The sequence below is a fragment of the Methylobacterium sp. CM6247 genome, from assembly GCF_054817925.1.
The window spans coordinates 2,507,421-2,531,269 of the sequence record NZ_JBTXKX010000003.1 but is presented as its reverse complement, the minus strand read 5'-3'; the positions used below and the strand labels follow the sequence as shown (position 1 = coordinate 2,531,269).

The 23,849-nt window shown below is 67.2% G+C and carries 26 protein-coding genes; 14 read left to right on the top strand and 12 right to left on the bottom strand.

Going from position 1 to position 23,849, the window contains the following annotated elements:
* The first annotated feature begins 64 nt into the window (after positions 1-64).
* The 3 genes from ACYQOP_RS12655 to ACYQOP_RS12645 all read left to right on the top strand — a co-directional run bounded on the left by ACYQOP_RS12655 (position 65) and on the right by ACYQOP_RS12645 (position 3,329).
* Entirely contained in the window at positions 65-1,858 is a 1,794-nt protein-coding gene (locus tag ACYQOP_RS12655) for an NADPH-dependent assimilatory sulfite reductase hemoprotein subunit (RefSeq protein ID WP_461222577.1), read from the top strand.
* A gap of 153 nt (positions 1,859-2,011) precedes the next feature.
* Positions 2,012-2,209: a hypothetical protein gene (locus ACYQOP_RS12650; RefSeq protein ID WP_056428824.1), complete on the top strand. Its 198-nt coding sequence runs from the start codon at positions 2,012-2,014 to the stop codon at positions 2,207-2,209.
* 451 nt (positions 2,210-2,660) lie between these two features.
* Complete coding sequence (locus tag ACYQOP_RS12645) at positions 2,661-3,329, top strand: TetR/AcrR family transcriptional regulator (RefSeq protein WP_419952346.1); 669 nt, start codon at positions 2,661-2,663, stop codon at positions 3,327-3,329.
* 13 nt (positions 3,330-3,342) lie between these two features.
* On the opposite strand, the gene pyrF is transcribed toward ACYQOP_RS12645, so the two are convergent.
* Both pyrF and ACYQOP_RS12635 read right to left on the bottom strand, forming a co-directional pair.
* Positions 3,343-4,041, bottom strand: coding sequence for an orotidine-5'-phosphate decarboxylase (gene pyrF / locus ACYQOP_RS12640; RefSeq protein ID WP_461222576.1), 699 nt, complete (start codon positions 4,039-4,041; stop codon positions 3,343-3,345).
* A 67-nt stretch (positions 4,042-4,108) separates the two neighbouring features.
* A complete protein-coding gene (locus ACYQOP_RS12635; RefSeq protein ID WP_461222575.1) occupies positions 4,109-4,729 on the bottom strand; it encodes a uracil-DNA glycosylase family protein in 621 nt (206 codons plus the stop codon).
* A 148-nt stretch (positions 4,730-4,877) separates the two neighbouring features.
* On the opposite strand from ACYQOP_RS12635, the gene ACYQOP_RS12630 reads away from it, so the two are divergent.
* A complete protein-coding gene (locus tag ACYQOP_RS12630) occupies positions 4,878-5,699 on the top strand; it encodes an alpha/beta fold hydrolase (RefSeq protein WP_461222574.1) in 822 nt (273 codons plus the stop codon).
* 38 nt (positions 5,700-5,737) lie between these two features.
* On the opposite strand, the gene ACYQOP_RS12625 is transcribed toward ACYQOP_RS12630, so the two are convergent.
* Positions 5,738-7,954: a xanthine dehydrogenase family protein molybdopterin-binding subunit gene (locus ACYQOP_RS12625; RefSeq protein ID WP_461225299.1), complete on the bottom strand. Its 2,217-nt coding sequence runs from the start codon at positions 7,952-7,954 to the stop codon at positions 5,738-5,740.
* An 81-nt stretch (positions 7,955-8,035) separates the two neighbouring features.
* Positions 8,036-8,491 (bottom strand): (2Fe-2S)-binding protein, encoded by a 456-nt coding sequence (locus ACYQOP_RS12620; protein ID WP_056428807.1) that lies wholly within the window; start codon positions 8,489-8,491, stop codon positions 8,036-8,038.
* 259 nt (positions 8,492-8,750) lie between these two features.
* Between ACYQOP_RS12620 and ACYQOP_RS12615 the strand changes: the two genes are divergently transcribed.
* The gene (locus ACYQOP_RS12615; protein WP_056428966.1) at positions 8,751-10,298 is read left to right on the top strand and encodes a sensor histidine kinase; all 1,548 of its coding nucleotides are present in this window, start codon (positions 8,751-8,753) and stop codon (positions 10,296-10,298) included.
* Between the two features lie 51 nt (positions 10,299-10,349).
* Here the strand turns inward: ACYQOP_RS12615 and cobT are convergent, their stop codons facing one another.
* A complete protein-coding gene (gene cobT / locus ACYQOP_RS12610) occupies positions 10,350-11,399 on the bottom strand; it encodes a nicotinate-nucleotide--dimethylbenzimidazole phosphoribosyltransferase (RefSeq protein ID WP_461222573.1) in 1,050 nt (349 codons plus the stop codon).
* A gap of 99 nt (positions 11,400-11,498) precedes the next feature.
* Here cobT and cobS point away from each other — a divergent pair, with 99 nt between their 5' ends.
* Genes cobS through ACYQOP_RS12595 form a run of 3 tightly spaced genes read left to right on the top strand, consistent with a single transcriptional unit; the run spans position 11,499 to position 13,290 of the window.
* A complete protein-coding gene (gene cobS / locus ACYQOP_RS12605) occupies positions 11,499-12,329 on the top strand; it encodes an adenosylcobinamide-GDP ribazoletransferase (protein ID WP_461222572.1) in 831 nt (276 codons plus the stop codon).
* A gap of 53 nt (positions 12,330-12,382) precedes the next feature.
* Positions 12,383-12,601, top strand: a complete 219-nt coding sequence (locus tag ACYQOP_RS12600; protein WP_461222571.1) for a DUF1289 domain-containing protein — start codon at positions 12,383-12,385, stop codon at positions 12,599-12,601.
* On the top strand, positions 12,598-13,290 hold the full coding sequence (locus ACYQOP_RS12595) for a retropepsin-like aspartic protease family protein (RefSeq protein ID WP_419952352.1): 693 nt from the start codon (positions 12,598-12,600) through the stop codon (positions 13,288-13,290). Before ACYQOP_RS12600 ends, ACYQOP_RS12595 begins: the two co-directional genes overlap by 4 nt.
* 39 nt (positions 13,291-13,329) lie before the next feature.
* Here ACYQOP_RS12595 and ACYQOP_RS12590 read toward each other — a convergent pair whose 3' ends face one another.
* Genes ACYQOP_RS12590 through pdxY form a run of 3 tightly spaced genes read right to left on the bottom strand, consistent with a single transcriptional unit; the run spans position 13,330 to position 15,825 of the window.
* Positions 13,330-14,064 (bottom strand): NUDIX hydrolase, encoded by a 735-nt coding sequence (locus ACYQOP_RS12590; protein WP_461222570.1) that lies wholly within the window; start codon positions 14,062-14,064, stop codon positions 13,330-13,332.
* A complete protein-coding gene (locus tag ACYQOP_RS12585; RefSeq protein ID WP_461222569.1) occupies positions 14,057-14,953 on the bottom strand; it encodes a PhzF family phenazine biosynthesis protein in 897 nt (298 codons plus the stop codon). Before ACYQOP_RS12585 ends, ACYQOP_RS12590 begins: the two co-directional genes overlap by 8 nt.
* 23 nt (positions 14,954-14,976) lie before the next feature.
* The gene (pdxY, locus tag ACYQOP_RS12580) at positions 14,977-15,825 is read right to left on the bottom strand and encodes a pyridoxal kinase PdxY (RefSeq protein WP_056428789.1); all 849 of its coding nucleotides are present in this window, start codon (positions 15,823-15,825) and stop codon (positions 14,977-14,979) included.
* 168 nt (positions 15,826-15,993) lie between these two features.
* On the opposite strand from pdxY, the gene ACYQOP_RS12575 reads away from it, so the two are divergent.
* From ACYQOP_RS12575 to ACYQOP_RS12565, 3 genes are all read left to right on the top strand, one after another.
* On the top strand, positions 15,994-16,515 hold the full coding sequence (locus ACYQOP_RS12575; RefSeq protein ID WP_056257668.1) for a DedA family protein: 522 nt from the start codon (positions 15,994-15,996) through the stop codon (positions 16,513-16,515).
* Positions 16,516-16,521: 6 nt separating this feature from the next.
* Entirely contained in the window at positions 16,522-17,337 is an 816-nt protein-coding gene (locus ACYQOP_RS12570; protein ID WP_461222568.1) for a cobalamin-binding protein, read from the top strand.
* 114 nt (positions 17,338-17,451) lie between these two features.
* Positions 17,452-17,937, top strand: coding sequence for an MmcB family DNA repair protein (locus ACYQOP_RS12565; protein WP_056143956.1), 486 nt, complete (start codon positions 17,452-17,454; stop codon positions 17,935-17,937).
* A gap of 51 nt (positions 17,938-17,988) precedes the next feature.
* On the opposite strand, the gene ACYQOP_RS12560 is transcribed toward ACYQOP_RS12565, so the two are convergent.
* Positions 17,989-18,855, bottom strand: a complete 867-nt coding sequence (locus ACYQOP_RS12560) for an NAD(P)-dependent oxidoreductase (protein ID WP_461222567.1) — start codon at positions 18,853-18,855, stop codon at positions 17,989-17,991.
* Positions 18,856-18,882: 27 nt separating this feature from the next.
* A complete protein-coding gene (locus ACYQOP_RS12555; protein ID WP_461222566.1) occupies positions 18,883-19,884 on the bottom strand; it encodes an alpha/beta fold hydrolase in 1,002 nt (333 codons plus the stop codon).
* A 187-nt stretch (positions 19,885-20,071) separates the two neighbouring features.
* Between ACYQOP_RS12555 and ACYQOP_RS12550 the strand changes: the two genes are divergently transcribed.
* Both ACYQOP_RS12550 and ACYQOP_RS12545 read left to right on the top strand, forming a co-directional pair.
* Complete coding sequence (locus ACYQOP_RS12550) at positions 20,072-21,400, top strand: MFS transporter (protein WP_461222565.1); 1,329 nt, start codon at positions 20,072-20,074, stop codon at positions 21,398-21,400.
* 68 nt (positions 21,401-21,468) lie between these two features.
* Entirely contained in the window at positions 21,469-22,266 is a 798-nt protein-coding gene (locus ACYQOP_RS12545) for an SDR family NAD(P)-dependent oxidoreductase (protein ID WP_461222564.1), read from the top strand.
* A gap of 87 nt (positions 22,267-22,353) precedes the next feature.
* Here ACYQOP_RS12545 and ACYQOP_RS12540 read toward each other — a convergent pair whose 3' ends face one another.
* Positions 22,354-22,686 carry an SWIB/MDM2 domain-containing protein gene (locus ACYQOP_RS12540; RefSeq protein WP_056428766.1) on the bottom strand — a complete coding sequence of 111 codons (333 nt, stop codon included), beginning with the start codon at positions 22,684-22,686 and terminating at the stop codon, positions 22,354-22,356.
* 566 nt (positions 22,687-23,252) lie between these two features.
* Here ACYQOP_RS12540 and ACYQOP_RS12535 point away from each other — a divergent pair.
* Positions 23,253-23,375 (top strand): hypothetical protein, encoded by a 123-nt coding sequence (locus tag ACYQOP_RS12535; RefSeq protein WP_311276195.1) that lies wholly within the window; start codon positions 23,253-23,255, stop codon positions 23,373-23,375.
* Between the two features lie 89 nt (positions 23,376-23,464).
* Here ACYQOP_RS12535 and ACYQOP_RS12530 read toward each other — a convergent pair whose 3' ends face one another.
* Positions 23,465-23,848 carry a hypothetical protein gene (locus ACYQOP_RS12530; protein WP_461222563.1) on the bottom strand — a complete coding sequence of 128 codons (384 nt, stop codon included), beginning with the start codon at positions 23,846-23,848 and terminating at the stop codon, positions 23,465-23,467.
* Between the last annotated feature and the right edge of the window lies 1 nt (position 23,849).

The window sequence follows — 23,849 nt, the reverse complement described above, 5'->3', positions numbered from 1 at the left end:
CCCGCTCAAATGGGGATGCGCATGCGGCGCCCAAATATGAATTGAACAAGACCGGATCATCGCCATGGACGACCTGACTCCTCCCCGCACCTACGAGACCCCGCCGACGACCCGTCCGATCGACGAGGCCGACGCGGCCCGCGAGGCGGGCCTCGCGCATAACGAGCACATCAAGATCGCGAGCGGCTTCCTGCGCGGCACCCTGGCGGACGGCCTGCTCAAGCATGCCACGGGGGCGATCTCCGAGGATGATGGCCAGCTCGTGAAGTTCCACGGGATGTACCTGCAGGACGATCGCGACCTGCGCCCCGAGCGGACCAAGAAGAAGCTCGACAAGGCCTACAGCTTCATGATCCGCCTGCGCATTGCCGGCGGCGTCGTCACGCCCAAGCAATGGCTCGTCCTCGACAACATCGCCACCACCTACGCCAACGGCACGTTGCGGGCGACGACCCGCCAGACCTTCCAGTATCACGGCGTCATCAAGTCGAACCTCAAGCGGACCATGGCCGCCATCGACGCGGCCCTGCTCGATACCATCGCGGCGTGCGGCGACGTGAACCGCAACGTCATGGCCTCGACGAATCCGGCCCAATCGGGTGCCCACAAGGCTGCATACGATCTCGGCAAGGCGATCTCCGACACGCTCCTGCCGAAGACCAATGCCTGGCGCGAGATCTGGCTCGATGGCGAGAAGGTGATCGGCGGCGAACCGGAATTCGAGCCCGTCTACGGCAAGACCTACCTGCCGCGTAAGTTCAAGATCGTCATCGCGGTGCCGCCGTCGAACGAAGTCGACGTCTTCGCCCATGATCTCGGCTTCATCGCGATCCTCGACAAGAAGAACAAAGTCACCGGCTGGAACGTCACGGTCGGCGGCGGCATGGGCATGACCCATGGCGAGCCGGACACGTTCCCGCGCACCGCCGATGTGATGCTGTTCTGCAAGCCGGACGAGGCGGTGCGGGTCGCCGAGGCGGTGATGACGGTCCAGCGCGACTGGGGCAACCGCAAGAACCGCAAGAACGCCCGTCTGAAATACACGATCGAGCGCTACGGCCTCGCGGCCTTCCGCGCCGAGGTGGAGAAGCGCTTCGGCAAGCCCCTCTCCGACCCGAAACCCTTCACCTTCACGGGCAACGGCGACCGCTTCGGCTGGACCGAGGGTGACGATGGCCGCCACCACCTGACCCTCTACGTCCCGTCCGGCCGCATCAAGGACGATCTGGGCGACGGGCCGAAGCTTCTGGCGGGCCTGCGCCGGATCGCGGAGATCCACGAGGGCGACTTCCGCCTCACCGGCAACCAGAATGTCATCATCGCCAACGTGCCGTCCGAGAAGCGTGCGGAGATCGAGGCGCTGGTGGACGAATACGGGATGCAGAAGGGCGCCAGTGCCCTGCGTCGCAATTCCATCGCCTGCGTCGCCCTGCCGACCTGCGGATTGGCGCTCGCCGAAAGCGAACGCTACCTGCCGGACCTGATGACGGAACTGGAGGAGAGCCTCGCCTCGCACGGGCTGCAGGACGACGAGATCACGATCCGCATGACCGGCTGCCCGAATGGCTGCGCCCGGCCGTTCATCGCGGAGATCGGCTTCGTCGGTCGCGGCCCGGAGCGCTACCACCTCTATCTCGGTGCCGCCTTCGATGGTTCGCGCCTCGGCAAGCTCTACGCCGAGGATGTGAGCAGCTCCGAGATCAGGACCATCCTCGATCCGCTCTTCGCGGCTTATGCGCAGGGCAAGACGGCTGGCGAGCGCTTTGGCGACTTCCTCATCCGTGCCGGCTATGTCGAGAAAACCTTCAACGGACCGGATTTTCATACGAAGACCGGCGCCCTGAAGGCTATTGCCTGAACCGACCTTCCTCCGTGCATTGCTTCGGCGATGTTGCAGTGCACGGGGGTTTGTCTTTACGGCCAAGCTCAGGTGGGGATCGAATATAAGTTCGAGACGCCTGAACTCTGACGCGGCTTAGCGGTTGATCTGGAGAATCGACCGGAGGCTGCGATGGCCAAGCACGAGATCCTGAATTTCTTCGAACATCGCCGCGACGGCGCCTGGATCTGCGTGAAGCCCTTCACGCTGACGACGAAGCAGACGAGCGTCGATATCCGACAGGGCATGCGGTTCGATTACGGCAAGCGTGTCGGCGGCGTGGACCTGGCCGAGTATCTGGAACAGCTCGGTTCGCAGTTCGGCTCGTAAACGCACGCCCTCTTGCAGTCGGCGTTGTGAGCATCCGCTTCGGCCACGGCCAATGTGTATCGGGAGCCCGACGTCCGTTATTGCAGTCCTCGTCGACTCATTTCTTCGCGGGAACGCCGACGGTCCCGGCCTCCTGTCCGGAATGTCGTATCACTGACGGCGCGTAGGCCGCCCCGCAATCGTGGATCGTCGCCGTCAGCGATCCCTGGGCGGTAAAGACACGAGTGGCTCCGGACATCCCACGCGGTGTCTCGACGTGCGCCGGCCACCACCTCAAATCCATCGTTCATGATGGTCCGATGAGACCTTCCGCCGACCTCACCGTTTCTTGGACGAGCCGCTTCGATTCAGCGCTGGGATCATTCCTGCACCGTTCATCTGTTCCGTGCGATGATCCACTGTTCAACGCCGTGTTTTTGACGGCTGGAGGCAGGAGATTTAGGGTCCGTTTATGACAATCACTGTCGATCCGTTGCAGGCGAGCCTGGAAGACGCGGCCCCCACGACACGATGCAGGATTCTGGCGACGGCCGAGCGTTTCTTTCGCGAGATCGGCTACCAGAAGACCACCGTCTCCGACATCGCCAAGACGCTCCGGATGAGCCCGGCCAATGTCTATCGGTTCTTCGAATCGAAGAAAGCCATCAACGAGGCGGTGGTCGAACGCGTCACCCGTGAGGTCGAGGCACTGATCGCGGGTATCGCCGTGGCTCCCGGCCTCAGCGCGGACCAGCGGGTCGCGGAAATCATCCGGGAGCTTCACCGCGACTGTATCGAACGCTGCAAGGACAACCCGCGCATCCATGAGATGGTGGAAGCCGCCATGACGGAGAGTTGGGGGGTGTGCCGGCACCATATCGACCGGATCGGCGCGGCATTGGAACGGGTGGTGACGGACGGCGTCCGCAGCGGCGAGTTCCAAGTCGAGGATCCAGCGACCACCGCTGCGTGCCTGCACGTGGCGATCACGCGCTATTGCCATCCTGTTCTGGTCAGTCAGTACCCCAATGCGCCGGCGCCACCCATTGATGCGATGATCGCCTTCCTGTTGCGGGCGCTCCACGAACCGGCCGGCACCGCCACCCCGGTCAAGGCCAGGGAACCGGCCGAGCCGCTGTAGCGCGCCGAGATCATCAGCCCATCTGGGCGAGGATCGCATGCGCCGCGGCGCGAGGATCGGCGCTCTGGGTGATCGGCCGGCCGACGACGATGTGATCGATCCCCACCGCCATGGCGGCCGCCGGCGTCAGCACGCGCTTCTGGTCGCCGAGATCGTCACCCGCCGGGCGGATGCCGGGCGTCACGATCAGCCGCGACGGGCCGATGGCGGACCTTACGGAGGCTGCTTCGACGGCACTGCAGACGATGCCGCCGATCCCGGCCTCGGCCGCTTGCCTCGCACGCAGAGCCACCAGATCCGCGATGGGCATGGCATAGCCCGCCTCGTCCGCATCGGCCTGATCGTAGGAGGTGAGCACGGTGACGGCGAGGATCGTCGGCCCGCCCCGGCCGGCACCCCGAACGGCGGCGCGCATGGTCTGCGGATAGGCATGGACGGTGAGGAAGGTCGCGCCGAGGTCGGACAGGGCCCGGACGCCGTCTTCCACGGTATTCCCGATATCGTGCAGCTTCAGGTCGATGAAGACCTTCAGGCCCGCTCTGGAAAGCCGTTGCACCAGGGGAAGGCCGCCGGAATAGGCCAGCCGGTACCCGATCTTGTAGAAGGTCGCGGCATCGCCGATGCGGTCCACCAGCGCCTCGGCCTCGGCCACGCTCGGCAGGTCGAGGGCGACGATGAGGCGGTCTCGCGGGTCGAAGGCGGCGTGGGACATGGAAGGCTCCGGGGGATCGGGTGACGGATCGCCGTCACGGCGCTCCATGTCAACGCGGGCGGCCCTGTCACCCACGCGTCATCACCCGGGAAACCTCCTCCTTCAGCACCGGCAGCAATTCGGCTTCGAACCACGGATTGGTCCGGAGCCAGCCGTTGTTCCGCCAGGACGGGTGCGGCAAGGGAAGCACGCGCGGCCGGCGCGGCTCATCGAGAATGGTTCGCCAGTTGCGCACCATGGCGGTGAGACCACCCTCGACCCGGCCGAGATGCCAGGCTTGCGCGTATTGGCCGATGACCAGGATGAGCTCCATCTCGGGCAGGCCCTCGAACAGCGTGTCCCGCCAGCGTTCGGCGCATTCACGACGCGGCGGCTTATCGCCCCCCTTCGCGTCGAGGCCAGGGAAACACGCGCCCATGGGCACGATGGCCAGCCGGCTGGCGTCGTAGAAATCCGGCTCGGACAGGCCGAGCCATGACCTCAGGCGGATGCCGGACGGATCCATGAACGGGACACCGCTCTTGTGCGCCCGGTTCCCCGGAGCCTGGCTGGCGATGCAGAGACGCGCCGAACTCGAGCCCTGGACGATGGGTTTGGGCTCCTGCGGCAGGGGCGCGCCATAGAGCGGCGCATCGCGGCACAGGCGGCAGGCGCGGAGGGACGCGGCGGTCGATTCGAACGAGGTCATACGTCGTGACAGGTAGTGTGAACAGGGGATCCTGGGAGTACGGGACGTGGGAACGAGAGGCCGCACCCCGCGCTTGAATCGTCGGAGGAGCCCACGACGCCGGCCTCCCCCGCGAGCACGCCCTACCGAGGAACACAGGGAGTACCCCATGGCCTTCATCACCGCGCAGGACGGCACCAGCCTCTACTACAAGGATTGGGGTCACGGGCGGCCCGTCGTGTTCCTTCACGGTTGGCCCCTCGACGCGGATATGTGGGAATATCAGATGGTACCCGTGGCCGAGGCGGGCTTCCGGACCATCGCGTATGACCGCCGTGGGTTTGGCCGCTCGGAGCAGCCGTGGCAGGGCTACGATTACGATACGTTCGCCGACGACCTGAAAGCGGTGCTGGACGCACTCGACCTCACCGACGTGACCCTGGTCGGATTTTCCATGGGGGGCGGAGAGGTGGTGCGCTACCTGTCGCGGCACGGCAGCGCCCGGATCTCACAGGTGGTCCTGATCTCGGCGGTGACGCCGATGATGCTGAAGACCCCGGACCATCCCGATGGCGTGGATGCCAGCGTGTTCGAGGAGATCATCGACGGGCTGAGGATGGACCGGCCGTCTTTCCTCGCCAATTTCAACAAGGGCTTCTTCGGTGCCGGCATGTTCACCTCGCCGGCATCGCCCGAGATGATCGCCTGGGCCGGTCAGGTCGCCATGCTGGCCTCGCCCAAGGCCACCATCGCCTGCGTGAAGGCCTTCTCCGAAACCGATTTCCGTCCCGACATGACGAAGGTGACGGTGCCCTGCCTGATCATCCATGGCGATGCCGACCAGACGGTGCCGATCGACGTCACCGGAAAGGTCGCGGCCTCAGCCGTGCCGAGCGCGGAATTCGAAATCTACGAGGGGGCTCCGCACGCGATCCCGCTCACCCATCACGAGCGTCTGACGACGGACCTCATCGACTTCCTGAGGCGCTGACGCCGCCGCGACTGGCGGAGGCGCGCTCCCGATCGGGCTCAGACCCCCTTCAACCCGCTCAGGTCGAGGGGCAGCGAGCGCAGCCTCTGGCCCGTCGCGGCAAAGATCGCGTTCGAGATCGCCGGGGCGATGACGGGCACGCCCGGCTCGCCGATGCCGGTCGGGGCAACGTCGGAGGCCACGATATGGACCTCCACCACCGGCATCTCGCTCATGCGCGTCGGCTCGTAGGCGTCGAAGTTCTTCTCCTGCACCACCCCGTCCGTCAGCGTGATCCTGTTGCGCAGCACGGACGAGAGCGCGAAGCCCACTGATCCCTCCACCTGGGCGCGGATCACGTCGGGATTGACGGCGATGCCCACATCCACCGCCGCGACGATGCGGTTGACCTTCACATGGCTCCCATCCGCCGTGATGTCGGCCACCATCGCCACGTAGGAGCCGAAGGATTCGTGCGCCGAGATGCCGAGGCCCCGCCCCTTGCCGCTACTGCGCTTGGACCAATCCGCCTTCTCGGCGGCGAGCTTCAGAACGGCGGAGAGGCGCGGCGCGCCGCCGAGCATCCCGAGGCGGTAAGCCAGCGGGTCGGCCCCTGCGGCATGGGCCAGCTCGTCGATGAACACCTCCATCGCCTGCGCCGTATGGGTGTGGCCCACCGAGCGCCACCACAGGACGGGGACGCCCTCACGGGCGTTATGGACCTCGAACCGGTAGGCCGGGATGGCGTAGGGCGTGTCCGATGCGCCCTCGACGGTGGTGGAATCGACGCCGTTCTTGACCAGCATCGCCTCGAAGGGCGAGCCGATCATGATCGATTTGCCCACCATCCGGTGCTGCCAGCCGGTGACGGCGCCCTTGGCGTCGATCCCGGCCTTGAGGGTGTGGAGCACCATCGGGCGGTAATAGCCGCCCGCCATGTCGTCCTCGCGGGTCCAGACCAGATGGACCGGTGCCTTGCCGCCGGTCGCCTTCATGATGGAGGCCGCCTCGGCGATGTAATCGGCCGTCGGCGTCGCCCGTCGCCCGAACGATCCGCCGGCCCATTGGGTGTGCAGCCTGACCTTGTCGGCCGTCACGCCGAGGGTCGCGGCGGCGACCGCCTGTTCGATCGTCTGGAACTGCAGGCCGGCATAGATGTCGTAGCTGCCGTCGGACGCGCGCTCGATCGTGGCGTTCAGCGGCTCCATGGCCGCGTGGGCGAGGTAGGGGAAAGTGAATTCCGCCTCGATGACCTTGGCCGAACCGGCGAGAGCGGCGGCGGGATCGCCCTTCTCCGACGCGACGATTCCGGGGCGCTTGGCCGTCTCGCGATACTCGGCGAGGATCGTGTCCGAGGAGCGCTTCTCCGCAGCGCTCTCATCCCAGGTGACCGAGAGAGCGTCGCGGCCCTTCATGGCCGACCACGTATCCTTGGCGAGAACGGCGACGCCTGTTGGGATCGTCACCACGTCGATGACGCCCGGCACCGCACGCGCGGCCTTGTCGTCGACCTTCGCCACAATGCCGCCGAAACGCGGGGCATGTGCCACCACCGCCGTCACCTGGCCCGGCCGGCGGATGTCCATGGAATAGATCGCGGTGCCGTCGGTCTTGGCAGCGGAGTCGAGGCGCGGACGCTTCTTGCCGATATGAACCCATTGGCTCGGGTCCTTCAGCTTCGGCTGCTGTGGCACGGGCACCGCCGCGGCGGCTTCCGCCAGGGCGCCGAACCGCTCCTCGCGCTTCGAGGCGAGATGGCTGACCGTGCCGTTGGAGACCGTGATCTCGGAGGCCGGGACGGACCATTTCTCGGCCGCCGCGGTGACGAGCATCGCGCGGGCGGCGGCACCGGCCTTGCGAAGCTGGAACCAGGAATTGGCCACCGCGGTCGAACCGCCGGTCCCCTGGATCGGCCCCATCAGCAGGTTGTTGTAGAGCTTCGCATCGGCGGGAGCGAAGGCCACGCGCACGCGCGACCAGTCGGCATCGAGTTCGTCGGCCAGGATGGTGGCGAGACCCGTCGTATTGCCCTGACCCATATCCAGATGCTTGATCAGTACGGTGACGGTGTCGTCGGCGGCGATCCGCACGAAGGCGTTCGGTTGAGCCGGGGCGGAGGAGAGATCGGGCCCGGCCGCCGCGCGCACCGGCTTGGCGGGGTCGAGGGTGAAGCCGATCACCAGGGCGCCGGCCGCGACGCCGGCTCCGCCGAGGAAGGCGCGGCGCGACGGACGGGGGGCGGCCGCCTCGGATTTGGTCTGACGGACCTTCAGCATGGCTTCCTCCAGGGCGACGACGGCGGGCATTGCATGGGTTCAGGAGAGGGCCGGCCCTTGGGGGCCGGCCTTCGGTGCGGATCAGGCGAGAGAGCGCGCGGCCTCGTGGATCGCGGCGCGGACACGCTGATAGGTGCCGCAGCGGCAGATGTTGCCATCCATGGCACTGTCGATCTCGGCGTCGCTCGGCTTCGGCGTGGTCGAAAGCAGACCGATGGCCGACATGATCTGACCCGATTGGCAATAACCGCACTGGACCACATCGAGGCCGCGCCACGCGGTCTGGACCGCCTCCGCCACCCGCCCGGACACACCCTGGATCGTCGTGATCTTCGCCTCGCCCACATCGCCGATGCGGGTCTGGCAGGAGCGGACGGGCTGACCGTCGAGATGCACCGTGCAGGCGCCGCATTGAGCGATGCCGCACCCATATTTCGTACCGGTCTTGCCCAGATGATCGCGCAACGCCCAGAGGAGCGGCATGTCGGGATCGGCATCGACTTCATGCGACGCACCGTCGACATTCAGCTTCAGCATGACATCTCTCCGACTTTAAGTTCGACTACTTCTAAATACTGAATCGATCTGGGAAATGTGCGCTTTCGCACACCAGGCGGGCGGCTGGAGCGGGGCCTGCATGGGTGTCAGCGGAGTGAAGCCACGCGATTTAGAGACAAGTGTTCGGATCGCGGCAGGCCGTTCTTAACGTATCTGGCGCACCTTGGCCTTGTCGCTGCACCGACAGGCCGAGGTCCTTTCGACCTCCGTTTTCCCTCGCAAGATCCCCAAGACGGTGATGTCGGACCTGACAGCGGAGATGGTTCAGCGTGGACGCGGTCCTTCGGCACCGGAATCCGTTCGCCGCCGCAAGGTGGCCCGCGACATCCGTTCGGCACGCGAGCGGCTGACCTCGACGAACGGGCTCGAACGCGCCTTCGATTACGAGCTGCTCCGGATCTACGCCGAGTACCGCTCGGGGGCCGGGCTGACCCATGCCGTTCTGGGCCTCGTCATCGCCGGGGCGTCCTCCCTGTGGGTGCCGATTCCCGTCGCCCTGTCCTGGGCCGTCTGCCTGATCTGCGGCGTCGGCCTCTCGATGGGATTGACCAATCATTTCCTCCGGCAATCGGCGGACACAGTCTCGGTGAGACGCTGGCGCAGCGCCTTCATGCTGAGCGAGATCGTCCAGAGTTCGGCATGGGCCTTGATGATCCTCGTAGCCGCGCCCAGCGCCCGCATTTTCGTTCTGTTCGGCCTCGTCATCGCCGCCGCGGTGGCCGCGATGCTGGCGGCGACCCTGCCCGCCGCCGCCGCCGCCGCGCTGCTTCCGCTGATCCTGGCGGCGCTCTCCCTGCTGGCGTTCTCGCAGGACATGGACACGATCCTGCTCGTCACCATGGTGGTCGGATCGCAGATCTTCTTCCTGGGGCTCGCCCGCCGCGTCTACGCGTCGGCCGTGGGGGCGCTGAAATCGCAGGCGGAAAAGGACGCCATCTTCATCGAACTGGAACAGGCGAAGGGCAATTCCGACGAGGCGCGGCGACGCGCGGAGGAGGCCAATCTCGCCAAGTCGCGCTTTCTCGCGACCATGAGCCACGAATTGCGGACGCCGCTGAACGCCATCCTGGGGTTCTCGGAGGTGATGAAGAACGAGGTTTTCGGCGCCCACGTGGCTCCGTCGTACAAGGAATATGCCGGCGACATCCACGATAGCGGGATGCACCTGCTCAACCTCATCAACGAGATCCTCGACCTGTCGCGCATCGAGGCAGGGCGCTACGAGCTCAACGAGGAGGCGATCCAGCTCGCCCATGCGGTGGACGAGTGCCGTCACATGGTCGCCTTGCGGGCCCGTGGAAAGGGCCAAGCCTTCCACGAATTCATCGATCCCGCCCTCCCCCGCATCTGGGCGGACGAGAGGGCCTTGCGCCAGATCGTGCTCAACCTCCTGTCCAACGCGGTGAAATTCACGCCGCCGGGCGGCGACATCACGATCAAGGTCGGGTGGACCGCGTCGGGCGGGCAATATGTCAGCGTGAAGGATAGCGGGCCGGGCATTCCCGAGGACGAACTCGGCACGGTCATGTCGTCGTTCGGTCGCGGCTCCCTGGCGATCAAGACGGCCGAACAGGGGTCGGGTCTCGGCCTGCCCATCGTGAAGGGGCTGGTCGACCTGCATGGCGGCAACTTCCACCTGAAGTCGAAGCCGCGCGAGGGAACGGAAGTCGTGGTGATCTTCCCCGCGAGCCGCGTCATGGACACGCTGCCCGCCCTCAACCTCCCCGAGGAAGCGGATTCAGGGACGACCCTGCGCGGTCGCCGAAGCGCGGCCCGCGCAGCCTGAACCGGGCTGGAGCCGCGCGAAGTCGAGATCCGCGCGGCGGGTCGCGCCGGTTTATGACTCGCTGCGCCCCGATACCCCCGCCTGGGCGAAGGTCGCCATGTCGCGGTGGCAGGCGAGCGCGCCTTTCAGGAGACCGATGGCGAGGGCGGCGCCCGACGCTTCGCCAAGCCGCATGCCGAGAGCCAGCAGCGGCACCAGTCCGAGGCGTTCCAGAACCTCCGCATGGGCCCCCTCCGCCGAGACATGGCCGGCGAGGCAATGGTCCAGCATCGTGGGATCGATGGCGTGGAGGATCGCTGCGGCCGACGTCGCCACATAGCCGTCGATGACCACGGGGATGCGTTGCATCCGCGCCGCCAGGATGGCGCCGGCCATCGCGGCGATCTCGCGGCCTCCGAGGCGCGACAGCACCTGAAGCGGGTCGTCGAGATGGCCGGCATGGAAGGCCAAGGCGGCCTCCACGGCCGCGACCTTGCGCTCGATCCCAGCCGCATCGACGCCGGTGCCACGCCCGACCCAATGCGCCGCCTCGCCACCGTAAAGCGCCGCGTAGATGGCCGCCGCGATGGTGGTGTTGCCGATCCCCATCTCGCCGAGGCCGAGGCAATCCGTGCCTGCGGCGATGGCCTCCATCCCGAAGGCCATGGTGGCGACGCATTCCTTCTCGGTGAAGGCCGGGCCTTCGCAGATGTCGCCGGTAGGAAGGTCGATGGCGAGATCGAAGACCTTGAAGCCGAGGCCGTAGGCGGCACAGAGCTGATTGATCGCGCCGCCGCCCGCCGCGAAATTGTCGAGCATCTGGCGGTTCACCTCCGCCGGGAAGGCGGAGACGCCACGCTTGGTGACTCCGTGACTGGCGGCGAAGACGCAGACGAGAGGGCGGTCGAGGCTGGGCTGGCCCTTGCCCTGCCAAGCCGCGAGCCATTCGACGAGGTTCTCGAGGCGACCCAGCGCACCGGCCGGCTTCGTCAGCAGCGCATCCCGCTCGCGCACCATCGCGACGGCATCCCGGTCCGCGCCCGGCACGGAGGCGATCAGGCGGCGGATGTCGGAGAACGGCGTCTGGTCGGAATGTTCGTGGGTCGGGGGTGTCTGGGTCATCGCGCGAAACTTGCCTTGGGTCTCGGCGCGTCCGGTATGGCGGCCTGCCTGTGGGGCGAGCTATAACCAACGGGGCGCGAGCGGTGAAGGCAGGCCTCCATGACACAAGGCCGGGATCTGGAACCGGACGAGACGTTTCCCGGCGCTTCGTTGGCCTACGATCTCGCTATGTGCCTGCGGTTCTATTCGAGGCTACCGGTGCCGCGCCTTCCCGGCGAGGGCGACCCGCATCGCTTGCCCGACTTCCGCACCCTGCCGCGGCTGCTGCCCGTGGCGGGTCTCATCCTCGCCCTGCCCTCCGCGCTGATCCTGCTCGTCGCCTGGGGGCTGGATCTCGGGCCGTTCCTGGCGGCGACCCTCGCCGTGGCGGCGGGGACGCTGGTGACGGGGGCGCTGCACGAGGACGGTCTCGCGGACGTGGCGGACGGGTTCGGCGGCGGCACGACGCGCGAGCGCCGCATCGAGATCATGCGCGACAGCCGGATCGGCGCCTATGGCGGCGTCGCCCTCGTGCTGACCCTCGCCCTGAGGATCGGCGCATTCGCGACCCTTCTCGATCGCACCGGGGCCATGGCGGCGATGGCTCTCCTGCTGGCCGCGTCCCTTTCGCGCAGCGCCGCGCTCTCGCCGATGGTGCTGCTCGGCCCCGCCCGTCCCGGCGGGGCGGGCGCGTCGGTGGGCGTGCCCGATCGCCGGACCATCGCAATCGTCGTGTCCCTCACCCTCGTCTTCGTCGCGATTGGCTGGATCGCCGGCTTGCCTGTCCTCGGCATGGTGCTGATGCCCGCCCTGGCGCTGGGAGCATCCCTCGGCCTCACCGCCCTGGCCCGCGCCAAGATCGGCGGCCAGACCGGCGACGTCATCGGAGCCTGCCAGCAGGTGGCGGAGATCGCGGCGCTTCTCGGCCTAGTGGCGACGGTCCCGCGCTGACCATGGCACTTTGGCGCTTGATCGCGACCCACGCCTGAGGGCATGGAACGGCCATGACCCAGCCTGTCGCCCCGAGGGCTTCGAGCCCCTGCACGAAGCTCTGCATTCTCGACGCGGCGACCGGGCTCTGCGAGGGCTGCGGACGCACGCGCGAAGAGATCGGGATGTGGGGCTCGCTGTCGGAGACGAAGCGGCAAGCCATCATGGCGACCCTCGGACATCGCCTCCGCTCCGCTTATCCCCTGCGTGGGAAGGCCGTGGCCGTGCCATGATCTACGCCGCCCTCGCGATCCTTCTCGGCATCGTCGCCTTTCTCGTCCTCTCGGATGGTGAGAGCACGGTGGCCGGGCTGGACAAGGACCAGCTCGCACGCCTCGCCTTCAGTGGAACCCTGCTGACGATCTTCCTCGCCGGGTTCTGGCATCGGTTCAGCCAACAGATCGGCACCAACCTGAAGGCGCTGCTGTTCTGGGCCGCCCTCACCGTCGCCCTGGTCGCGGGCTACGCCTACAAGGAGGAGGCCGGGGATGTCGGCAATCGCCTTGTCGGGACGCTGCGGCCCGGCAGCGCCGTCACATCCGGCGATGGAAGCGTCACGATCAACCGCCGGGTGGACGGGGCCTTCTCCGTGCGGGCAGAGGTGAACGGCCGCGCCCAGGTCTTCCAGTTCGATACGGGCGCGAGTTCCGTCGTGCTCACGGCGGAGAACGCGGCCGCCATCGGGATCGCGCCGCCGGACTCCGACTTCTCGATCCGAGTGTCGACCGCGAACGGCACCGCGATGGCCGCCCCCGTCTATCTCGACAGCCTCACCGTGGGCACGATCACCGAACGGCGCGTCTCGGCCCTGGTGAGCCGCCGCGGCGCATTGTCGGGCAACCTCCTCGGGATGAGCTTTCTCGACAGGCTCGGCTCCTACGAGGTGCGGGGCGACCGGCTGGTCCTGCGCCCGGTGCGATAGGGCGGCCCGCGCGATATCGACTCCAGCCCTGGCTTTGCGTCAGTCGTTCGAGGATGCGGACGCGCTCGGCGGCGGGAATGCGTATCGAAGGTAAGCCTGGACGAAGTCGGGCATCGACCCGGGGTCGATCTCGTCGCTGGACGCGACCGTGATGAAACCAGCCAGTTCCGGCTCGATCTCGGCGAGGCGATGGCGCTCCATGTCCTGCCGCAGCGTATTTGCCTGATCGGGGAACGTCACGGGCCGCAGAAATGCCGCCTGACTCTTTCCGCGAAGCAGAAGCCATCGGTTCGGCGCATCGGCCGGGAGTGCCATGCCGGTCTCCTCGACGAACTCGCGCTCCGCGCTGCCGGCCAGATCGACCGTATCGCCGTCACGCACGTCGTCGAGATCCGGCGTGCCGCAGGGGAAATAAGCCTGCCCGGCATTGGCCGTGTGAGCGCCCATGACACCGAGAAGCACGGCGCCATCCGACCCGTGAGGGGCAATGGCCGCGAAGGCGTTCAGAACGGTCGGGTCGGGCGAGCCGAGATCCTTGTGGGTGATGAAGCTCGCGTAGGACGTCTCGAACAGTTCGACGGAACAGGATGCCCCTTCGAGCCGGCACGACCTCGCGAGGAGGACGCGTCCGTCGAACAGCCCGGACCGCGCGGCGCAGCGGCGACGCCAGTTCTCGGAGATGAGAGCCGCGTTGGCCTGCGCCCATTCCCATGCGAACGGCACCAGACGCGCCGTCACCCCCTCGATCCGCGTGAGGGTGAAGCCGTCAGACAAGCAAGTTCCCCTCGCTCATCACCACGGCCGAACCACCGATCTCGACGGATTGGAGGGCTCCGGATTCGATGACCAGCTGAAGCGCGATCTCGCTCGGTCGGCCCATGGCGACCCCCTGACGGATCAGGACATCGTGCTCGCCGTCACCGAGAGGCTCGAACTCCATCATCACGCCGGCGAAGGCCGCGGCGGCGGACCCCGTCGCCGGGTCCTCCATCACGCCGAGATGCGGCGCGAACATCCGGGTCTGGAAGCGGAGGCCGAGGCCCTCCGGGTCCACGGCGTAGAGGTAGAGCGCCGTCTGAGGATCCAGGGTGGAGAAGGCGGCGAGGTCCATACGCGCCGCGTCGAGTTTCGCCCGCGTATTGACCGGCACGAACAGGAAAGCCGGCCCTGCCGTGTGCCGGCTCGGCACGTGGCGCCCGAAGCCGATATCCTGCGTCTCCAACCCGATCATCTGCGCGAGGAGCGTCGCGTCCGGTCCCTCGCCATCGTATTGCGGCAGGATCGGGAGCTTGAAGCGACCACGGCCGCGCCCCTCGCCCGCTTCGACGACGCAGGCCACGGTGCCGATCGTCTCTTCGAGACCGAAGGCGGTGGCGTCGGTGAGGCCGGATTTCGCATCGTGCAATGCCAGCAGGATCGCCGCCCCGAGCGTCGGGTGGCCGGCGAACGGAAGCTCGCGCGTGGGCGTGAAGATGCGGAGGCGGGCCTTGTGGCGTGCCTCCGTCGGCGGCAGCACGAACACCGTCTCGGACAGGTTGAACTCACCCGCGATCCTCTGCATCGCCGCGTCGTCGAGCCATTCCGAATCCAGCACCACGGCCAGCGGATTCCCGGCAAAGGGCGTGTCGGTGAAGACGTCGAGGGTGACGAAGCGGCGGCTCATCGGCTTTTCCTTTTCGTTGACCATCAGATCGGCTCTACGGGAAACGTCTCGCTGGGTGCCACGAACTCGTCCTGCGCGTCGACGGTGAGGATCTCGCGCGAGCCTGCCTCCGCCGTGCGGCGCAGGAGGCCGTAGACCGAAGCACCGGCCATGCCCAAAGCCAAAGCCGCCGAGCCGGTGCGGGCGTAATGGACGAGAAACAGGGCCGCGATGGCGTCGCCCGCTCCGTTCACGTCGAGGGCGAGGCGCGGCGTGCGCAGGCGCCAGAACAGGCCGCCCTCCCCCGCCATCAGGTCGATGGACTCGGACGGGGTGTCCTCGGTGACCAGGGACGTCACCAGCACGACGCGCGGCCCCAAAGCCTGGATCGCCGCCACCGCGGCCTTGGCCTCGCCGAGTGTGCCGGTAGGCAGGCCCGACAGGAAGTTCAGCTCGAACTGGTTCGGAGTGACGATATCGGCGGCGGGCAGGGCCTGATCCCGCAGGAATTCAGGGATGCCGGGGCGGACATAGATGCCTCGCCCGGTATCGCCCATCACCGGATCGCAGCAATACAGCGCCTTCGGGTTGGCGCTCCGCACCGCCGCCACGGCCCGCACGATGGCGGTGCCGATATCGGCCGAGCCCATATAGCCGGACAGGACGCCGTCGCATTGCCCGAGCATGCCGCGCTCCGCGATGCCGAGCACGAGGTCCTCGATCATCGGCCCGTCGAACACACGGCCGCGCCAGGCGCCATAACCGGTATGGTTGGAGAACTGCACGGTATGGATCGGCCAGACCTCGACGCCGAGCCGCTGCATCGGGAACACCGCCGAGGCATTGCCCACATGGCCGAAGGCGACGTGCGACTGGATCGATAGAATTCTCATCGGCGTATTCGGCCTTGCTTCGACGGGTGCGAGCGCGACGGGCTGCGTCGTAGCCGGTTTTGTCCCACGGTGCATTCACAACCGACGTGAGGCCCCCCTCGTGACGAGATCGACCCTTGCCGGAATCGCGGCCTTCCCGCACATCGGGCGCGACGAGCAGGGGCATCCATGGATTTCGAAGCGCTGAAGACCACGATCCTGACCTTCGTGGAGACGCATAAGGAATGGGCACCCCTCATCATCGCGGTGCTCGCCTTCTGCGAATCGCTGGCCTTCCTATCGATCCTGGTCCCCGCCACGGTGCTGCTGGTGGCCATCGGCGCGCTGATCGGTGCGAGCGGCATCCCGTTCTGGCCGATGGTGATCGCGGGCGGTATCGGCGCCGGGCTCGGGGATTGGGTGTCCTACGAGATCGGCCGCTACTTCCAGCACGGCGCCAAGTCGATCTGGCCAATGAGCCGCTATCCGCAGATGGTCGCCAAGGGCGAGGATTTCTGCCGGCGCTACGGCGCCTGGGGCATCGTCATCGGCCGGTTCATCGGCCCGGCCCGCGCGGTGGTGCCGCTCATCGCCGGGATGTTCGAGGTACCGCGCCTGCCGTTCCAGCTGGCCAATTGGAGTTCGGCCTTCGTCTGGGCCTTCGTCTGGCTCGCGCCGGGCGCGGGCGTCATCAGCTTCTTCAACTCCTGACGCCGCATGCGCCGGTTCCCGCCCGAACGCATCGTCTGCCTGACCGAGGAAACCGTCGAGACCCTCTATCTGCTGGGTGAGGAGGACAGGATCGTCGGCGTGTCCGGCTATGCCGTGCGGCCTGCCCGCGTCCGCAAGGAGAAGCCGCGTGTCTCGGCCTTCACCAGCGCCGACCTGCCCAAGATCCTCGCCCTGCAGCCGGATCTCGTCCTCGCCTTTTCCGACATGCAGGCCGAGATCGTCGCCGACCTCGCCCGCGCCGGAATCTCGGTCCATCTCTTCAACCAGCGCGACGTCGCCGGCTGCCTCGCCATGATCCGCACCGTGGGCGCTCTGGTCGGGGCCAGCGAGAAGGCCGACGCGCTGGCCCAGGGTTACGCCCACCGCCTCGGCGCCGCCGCCCTCGACAATGCCGGCCCGCCCCGGCTGAAGGTCTATTTCGAGGAATGGGACGAGCCGATGATCTCGGGGATCGGCTGGGTCTCCGAACTCATCGGCTATGCCGGCGGCGACGACGTCTTTCCCGATTTTGCCCGCCAGCCGGCGGCCAAGGACAGGATCGTCACATCCGAACAGGTGATCGCCGCGCAGCCGAACGTCATCCTCGCCTCTTGGTGCGGCAAGCGGGTGAACAGGGCGCGGATCCGCGAGCGGCCGGGCTGGGATGCGATCCCGGCCGTGGCGGCGGGGCGTATCCACGAGATCAAGTCGCCTCTGATCCTGCAGCCCGGGCCGGCAGCGCTGACCGACGGGTTCGACGCGATCCGCGCCGCACTGGCGAGCGGGCAGGCTGCCGCAGGTGACAAGGGCGGGCCGACCTGATTCCCTGGCGGACCAGTCGATTCGAGACCGCACTCTCCCCAAGCGACGCCATCCCCAAGCGAAGCCATTCCCAAGCGAAGCCATTCCCAAGCGAAGCCATTCCCAAGCGAAGCAATGTCAGCAGCCCTCGCCCATCTCGTCCTGCCGCCGGACCGCCGGCAATCGGCGACCGCGCTCCAGGTCCAGCGCGGGGTCCGCCGGCTGTTCGCCGACCTCGGCCATGTGACGATCCCGGAATTCTCCCTCGCCAATGGCAGACGGGCGGACATCATCGCCCTGTGCCCGGCCGGCCGGCTGACCATCGTGGAGATCAAGTCCAGCGTCGCCGACTTCCGCGCCGACAAGAAGTGGCCGGATTACCGGGACTATTGCGACCGCTTCTATTTCGCCGTTCCCGATTCCCTCCCCGAAGGACTGACGCCCGACGAGGCCGGGCTGATCATCGCCGACGGCTACAGCGCCGCGATCCTGCGCGACCCGGTCGACCATGTGCTGAGCGGCGCCCGCCGCAAGGCGGTGACACTGCGCTTCGCTCATTCCGCCGCGCGGCTGCTTCACTCGCTCGCCGATCCTGGCGCGGTGCGGGAGGGGGCGCTTTAACCAAGCAGGAAGCTGCCCCGGTCTTGTAACCCGGCCGCCCCCGGGATCGGCCTACCGCCCGCTTCGCCGCGCCGAGACCAGCGCCAGGGCGGCGAGATCCTTGTCGCCGTCGCCGTGGCTGACGGCGTCGATGAGGTTGTCGCGCAGCACGCTGGCGAAAGGCATCGGTACGCCGGCCTGACCCGATGCCGCGAGGGCGAGGCCGATATCCTTGAGCCCGAGCCTCAGACCGAAGCCCGGCGGCTCGTAACGCCCGGCGGCGATGGATGCGCCGTAGCCCTTGTAGACCGGGGAGGCGAACAGCGTGTTGGTGAGAAGGTCGAGGAGTTCGGCACCGGCGACGCCATGTCCCTCGGCGAAGGCGGCGGCTTCGCCCATGGCCTCGATGGCCGCGATCAGCATGAAGTTGCCCGCGAGCTTCACCGCATTGGCCCGATACGGCTCGGTTCCGAAGGGCCAGGTCTTCCTGCCGAGGGTGTCGAGCAGCGGTTGCGCCGTCGCGATGACGGCCGGGTCTCCGGCGACGACGATGTTCAGGGCACCGTTCTGCGCCACGTCCGGCCTGCCGAAGACGGGGGCGGCGATATAGGGCACGCCGGCCCGCTCGTGGATCGCGGTGAGCTCCTGCGCGAGCGCCACCGAGATCGTGCTCATGCTGAGATGCAGGCCGGGCCGCGTGCCGGAATCGAGCAGTCCGCCCTCCACGATCACCGAACGCAGGGCCGCATCGTCGGCGAGCATGGTGATCGCCGCGTCCCCGGTGAAGGCGTCCGCCGCGCTATGCGCGACCGTCACCCCGTCGAGACCGTCGGCGGCGGATGCCGTCCGGTTCCAGACTCTCACCCGATGACCGCCCCGGACAAGGCTCTGCACCATGCCCCGGCCCATCCGGCCCAACCCGATCACTCCGACATCCATCCGAGGGCTCCCTGTGTTCGTCCCGGTTCAATGGCCGTTGAGAAATTCGAGCGTCGTGGCGTTGAAACGATCGGTCGCTTCCATATGGACGAGGTGGCCGACGCCCTCGAAGACGACCGCACGCCCGTCCGGCATCCGGGCCGCCAGGCTCTTGGCATGGCCGGCATTGTCGCCCATGGCGGCACGCAGGTTCTCGGGTGCGAAGGGCTTGCCCGGTGCGTTACGATCGTTTGCGCCCATGATGAACAGGGTCGGCGCGGTGATCAGCGGGATTTCGTGCACCACCGGCTGGCCCCAGATGATCTGGTAGGAATTGACGAAGGATTGGAGCCAGCGCGGATATTCGCCCGAACCCTTCACGCGCTCGCGGATCGCCACGAAGGGCTCGATCGCCGTGGAGGGAAGCGACAGCGCGTAATTCGTCATCAGCTGGCGCCGGTAGACGTCCGCGGTGACACCGCCTTCGATGCGGAGAAGCGTGTCGTTGGAAACGGGCGGGACGGTGAAGCGATAATCCTCGAGACCGATCGGCGCTTCGAGGACGAGGCTGTTCACCCGGTTCGGCGCGTTTCGGGCAAGTCTGGTGGCCAGCATACCGCCCATGGAATGCGCGACGACATCGACGCGCGGGAGATTGAGCGCATCGAGAAGCGATACGGTTTCCGCCGCCATCACGTCGAAGCTGAACGGTCCCACCGGTTTCGACGATTTGCCGAAGCCGAGCTGGTCGGGAACGACCACGCGGTAGCCCGCCCCCGCCAGGGCACCGATCACCGGCTCCCAGTAACTCGACGGGAAATTACGGCCGTGCAGCAGCAGAACGGTACGTCCGTTCGGTGTCCCGGTCGGTGTGACGTCCATGTAGGCGAGGCGCTGCCGCTCGTTGTCCCGCGTCAGGTCGAGAAACCAGACGGGGTGGGGATAGGCAAAGCCCTCCAGGCCAATCCCCAGAGGCCCGGCATCGTCGGCCCTCGTGAGAGAGGGCGTGACCGCGAGAAGGAAGCCGAGCAGGAAGGTCGCCAGACGCATGTGATCCCCGGTGGAACGCCTCGATGATGTCTTTGCGATCGATGGGTGACATAGGGCACTTGCCGAAGCGAGCAGGGATCGTTCACGGCTCTGTGCGATGACGCACGAGGCAGACCCTCTCAATAACGGTGGAGCCGTACCGCGGCCCGGCGCGAAACCCATGGATGGTCTGCCGGTGCGAGAGCGCATGCTTGCGCTTCTCGCCATCGGACTCGCCATGACCATGGCGGTACTGGACGGGGCCATCGTCAACGTGGCGCTGCCGGCCATGGCGAAGGATCTCGGGGTCAGCCCCGCTTCCGCGATCTTCGTGGTCAACGCCTTTCAGATCGCCGTGACCGCGTCGCTGCTGCCACTTGCCTCCCTCGGCGACATCCTGGGCTATCGGAAGGTCTATCTCGCCGGACTCGTCGTGTTCGTCGCGGCCTCCCTGGCCTGTGCGCTGTCGACATCCCTGCCCGGGCTCATCGTCGCCCGGATCGCCCAGGGGCTCGGTGCGGCCGGCATCATGAGTGTGAACATCGCCCTGGTGCGCTTCATCTATCCGCATCGCATGATCGGCCGGGGCGTCGGCAACGTCGCTCTCATCGTCGCCATGGCCTCCGCCACTGGCCCCACCGTGGCCGCCGCGATCCTCTCGGTGGCGACCTGGCCCTGGCTGTTCCTGGTCAACCTGCCCGTCGGCCTCGTGGCCCTGGCGGTGGCCGCGCGAACCTTGCCGGTGACGCCGGTGAGCGGGGCCCGGTTCGACGTCCCGAGCGCGCTCCTCAACGCCCTCACCTTCGGCCTACTCATCATCGGACTCGATGGAATCGGCGAAGCGAACGGGCGCTGGCTCGCCCTTGCCGAGATCGCCGCCGGGCTCGCGGTCGGCACCGTCTTCGTCCTGTATCAGGCCCGGCTCGCGACACCGCTACTGCCGGTGGACCTGCTGCGCATTCCCGCCTTCGCCCTGTCGATGGTGACCTCCATCGCCTCGTTCGGGGCGCAGATGATGGCCTATGTCGCCCTGCCCTTCTATTTCCAGGACGCGTTGCACCTCTCCGCCACCGAGACCGGTTTCCTGATGACGCCCTGGCCCATCGCCATCGCGATCACGGCGCCGATCTCCGGCCGCCTCGCCGACCGGTACGCGCCGGGTGTTCTCGGCGGAATCGGCTTGGCGCTCATGGCCGGCGGCATCGCGACGCTGGCTTTGCTCCCCGCCGCCCCAACGCTGGTGGATATCGCTTGGCGGCTGACCGTCTGCGGCATCGGCTTCGGATTGTTCCAGGCACCGAACAACAAGGTGATCGTCACGAGCGCGCCGCGTTCGCGCAGCGGTGGAGCCAGCGGCATGCAATCGACGGCGCGGCTGACGGGGCAATCGCTCGGCGCGGCCCTCGTCGCCGTCATCTTCGGGCTGACCCATGCCAGCGGAACGGCCGTCTCCATCGGGGCAGCGCTCTGGTGCGCCTGCGCCCTGTCAGCGGCCGGTGCCGTCTCCAGCATCATGCGGCGCCAGCCGACGGGCTGATCCCCCGAACGCAGCCACCCATCGCCTGAGGCGTTGATCGACGAGGCTGCCAACGGAGGAGGACATTCATGGACATGAATCTGAAGGGGCGACGTGCCCTGGTGACCGGCTCGACCGGCGGCATCGGCTACGGCATCGCAAAGGCCCTCGCCGGAATGGGCGCCACCGTCGCCGTCAACGGGCGCACACCGGACCGGGTCCGGGCGGCGATCGGGCGCTTGACGGAGGAGACCGGCACGACGGCGTTCATCGCGGCCCCCGGCGATATCGCCACGGCGAGCGGCGCGGATGCGGTAGTGAAGGGTTTGCCGGAGGTCGATATCCTGGTGAACAACACCGGCATCTTCGAACCGAAGCCGTTCTTCGAGATACAAGACGACGATTGGCTTCGCTTCTTCGAGACCAACGTGATGAGCGGCATACGCCTCTCGCGGGCCTACACGCCGGGTATGGTCGAGGCCGGATGGGGGCGGGTCGTCTTCATTTCCAGCGAGTCGGGCCTGAACATCCCGGTCGAGATGGTCCATTACGGCATGACGAAGACGGCGCAGCTCGCCGTGTCACGGGGCCTCGCCGAGACGGTGGCCGGAAGCGGAGTGACCGTGAACAGCGTACTGCCCGGGCCGACCCTGTCGGAGGGTGTCGCCGACTTCATGGCGAAAATGGCGAAGGATACCGGCGAGGTCGATCTCGACAAGCTGGGACGGGACTTCGTCGCCGAGCACCGCTCGACCTCGCTCATTCGTCGCTTGGCGACGGTCGAGGAGGTCGCCAGCATGGTCGCCTACATCTGCAGTCCGGCCGCCAGCGCCACCAGCGGTGCGGCCCTACGCGTCGATGGGGGAGTGATCCGTCACATCGCCTGAGCGCAACGCTCTCGGGTCGCTAGCGGACGTACCGAAACTGGAGAAAGAGCCTGCCCGGCGCCACTCGAGCGCCGGGCCGCACCGGCATCAGGCCGACTTGAGATGGGCAGCGAGGTGCTTGTTCATCTCGAACATCGTGCATTTGTCTTTGCCGAAGACCTTCTTCAGCTTGTCGTCGGCCAGGATCTCGCGCTTGTTCTCGGGATTCTGGAGATTGTGCTTCTTGATGTATTCCCAAACCTTGCTGACGACCTCACCGCGCGGAAGCGCTGCGGAGCCGACGACGGCCGCGAGTTCCTCGGAGGGCTTCAGCGGCTGCTGCAGCGCGTTGGGCTTAGCGGCGCCTTCAGCCTTCGGAGCAGCGGTCTTCTTGGCAGCGGCCGGCTTGTCGGCTGCCTTGGTGGTGGTCTTGGTTGCCATGAGTTCCTCCGGTTTTTGGCTTTGAGCGCCGTCACGCCCACGGCCAAGGGCCTCGGAGCGCATAGCTGCAACAACTAAGCGGTGCTGAGAGCGTTCCAAGAGGGAATCACGTACACCCACCGCCCATCCACAGAAGGGACGGGGATAGCGGGGATATTGCAAGCCCACGAAGGCGGGAGCACGGACTTCCGTCCCGACGCGATCCGATCCGCATGACGGCCGCTCCCTCTATGATCGTCATCTGGGACGACAGAGCGGCCCGGCGGCATCGAGACGGGCATCGTCCGAAAAACCTGTCGTCCGACAATGCGTTAGGAAGACAACCGAGTCGTTTCGAGGCCTTCGCTGTGCGGTTCGCGAGAGAAGCGCCGCATGATCCAGTGGTAAGGAGAGGATCGGGTCTGCGCCGGGTGGCAGGACGGTACGTCGCCGGACGACGCCGCATCGCGGGAGCGTGCAATCTTTTTTCGTTCCTCCCCCGGAATCGCCGCATCTGCGCGATCTCGGAACACCGCCCAGACCCGACAGAGAACGATCCCTTAAGCGCGATGAGGAACACTGAGGGTATGTTCATCGCAGCCATTGCCCTCGCCCTCGTCGCTTCCGGCGCGCTCCTCGCTGGCCTGACGGGACTCGTTGCCGCCGAAGGTCGGGTCGACACCGACACGCGTGGTGCCGATCTCGTGTGACCGGCATCGTTGCCAGCACATACGACAACGCCGCCGATGGGGGCTCCATCGGCGGCGCTTTTAGAATCCGTCAGTCGCGTCGCGCGGTTCTAGAACTTCCCGCCGAGGCCGACACTGCCGCCCGACCCCATCTGCGGGGCGAGCCCGCCGGAGCTCGAACGGCTGGTCGTTTCGCCCTCGATGTCCTCACGGCGAATCCGGCGCTCCGCCTCCGCCTCCGCCTGGGAGCGGGTCTGGCCGCCGGCCGATTTCGGCAGGTCCAGGCGCCGCGTCGGAGCCGTCTGGAGCGGCGCCCCATCGGGATCGACCTCGGCCGCCCGTGCGCGCTGAGCGCCGGGCACGGCACCGCGCATGGAGGGCGGAGGACCGACTTCGCTCTCAGGCATGACGCCACCGCCGCCGGACAATGCCTGGCAACCGCCCAAAGACGCTGCAAGAAGCGCCAGAGCGCAGGCTTTCGACGGGATACGCATC